This window comes from Aequoribacter sp., from assembly GCF_965659035.1.
In the GTDB taxonomy this organism is placed as follows: Bacteria; Pseudomonadota; Gammaproteobacteria; order Pseudomonadales; family Halieaceae; genus Aequoribacter.
Window position 1 is genome coordinate 10,877 of the sequence record NZ_CBFHWH010000061.1, and the last position, 1,366, is coordinate 12,242.

General features: G+C 50.1%; 2 protein-coding genes and 1 pseudogene. All 3 read left to right on the forward strand.

Translation table 11 applies throughout. The features are described from left to right. Positions 1-265: pseudogene (gene rho, locus ACTF5Z_RS08985) on the forward strand (transcription termination factor Rho); the annotation flags it as partial. 359 nt (positions 266-624) lie between these two features. After that, positions 625-906: a type II toxin-antitoxin system Phd/YefM family antitoxin gene (locus tag ACTF5Z_RS08990; RefSeq protein ID WP_438985341.1), complete on the forward strand. Its 282-nt coding sequence runs from the start codon at positions 625-627 to the stop codon at positions 904-906. Beyond that, positions 903-1,202 (forward strand): type II toxin-antitoxin system RelE/ParE family toxin, encoded by a 300-nt coding sequence (locus tag ACTF5Z_RS08995; RefSeq protein WP_438985342.1) that lies wholly within the window; start codon positions 903-905, stop codon positions 1,200-1,202. Before ACTF5Z_RS08990 ends, ACTF5Z_RS08995 begins: the two co-directional genes overlap by 4 nt. Positions 1,203-1,366: the final 164 nt, after the last annotated feature.

Here is a 1,366-nt window from a genome sequence, read left to right on the forward strand (position 1 = left end):
CGAGGAGTTTAAAGGCACGGGTAACATGGAATTGCACCTTGACCGTAAGGTTGCCGAAAAACGCGTGTACCCCGCTATCAACATCCGTCGTTCTGGCACACGCCGCGAGGAGCTGCTTACGGGCGAAGAAGAACTGCAGCGCATGTGGATTTTGCGCAAGCTTCTGCACGGCATGGAAGATCTGCCCGCGATCGAATTCTTGTTGGACAAACTCAAAGATACCAAAACCAACGACGAATTCTTTATGTCGATGAAGCGCAAGTAATACACCTCGATTGGGCGCCGTCAATGCGGCGCCCCATTCATTCTCGTAAGTCCAGCACCACGAAATCTTTATAGCACCTTCAACTCAGCCAAGCGGCTGCAGCCTGTTTCGCGCGGCGCGTCAAAGCAGCGCACTGAGTGTTCGCAAAACAAATCACGAGTCCGTGCGCTGGCTGCATGCCAAGAGTCATCCGCAAAAATGCTTTTTGACCTCCAATGATGGCTAACGCTCGGTTACTGATGCTAGTTTTGCATTAGGCTTAATCGGTCTCTTCTTCAATATTTTTAAAACGATCGTATGGTAACCCTGAAACCATGATGTACACTGATCAGTACAACTTTTTGTACAAGGAATTGGACATGCGACGCATAAATCTAGAGCAAGACATTAAGCCACTGTCGGAATTTCGAGCGGGAACATCAAACTTCATTCGCCAAGTGAATGAAACGCATCGCCCATTGCTTATCACTCAGCGCGGCAAAGGTGTCGCGGTATTACTCGACGTCTCTGAATACGAGTCAATGCGCGAGAGACTCGAAATTCTAGAAGACATCTATCTCGCGGAGAGCCAATTAAGCGCGGGCGGGGGTATCGATTTCGAGACCGCAAAATCAAAACTATTGGAGCGTCTCAGAACGTGAAAATACAGTGGTCGCCAGTTGCCCTTGATAGAGCGAGCGAATGCGCTGCCTATATTGCGGTAGACAAACCAGCGGCCGCGGAAGTCTGGATACATGAACTTTTTGACTATGTAGGCTTACTGGCATCAACACCCTATATGGGACGCGTTGTGCCGGAACTCAACAATGCGCGCTATCGCGAGATGCTATTCGGCAACTACCGCATAATCTATCGCATCAAAGACGAACACATCGAAATTCTCACCATCCGAGGCGTCAGGCAGATTTTGGCTTCAGAGAAGTTTGATGAACACTAATCCGCGCCCGCCTCGTCATTTACTTTGCTCGCGCACGCGTCCCTCCCCCTGTGTACTGGGAATCAACCGCTGAGCACTGTCGAACTGGGTACCACTGAATCTATTAAGAATGGAAAACTGAGCCAAGCGGCTGCAGCCTGTTTCACGCGACGGGACTTCGCGTT

What these genes read in the sequence shown, in the direction of transcription:
- ACTF5Z_RS08990 (WP_438985341.1), top strand. Translation starts at nt 625, where the DNA reads ATGCGACGCATAAATCTAGAGCAAGACATTAAGCCACTGTCGGAATTT.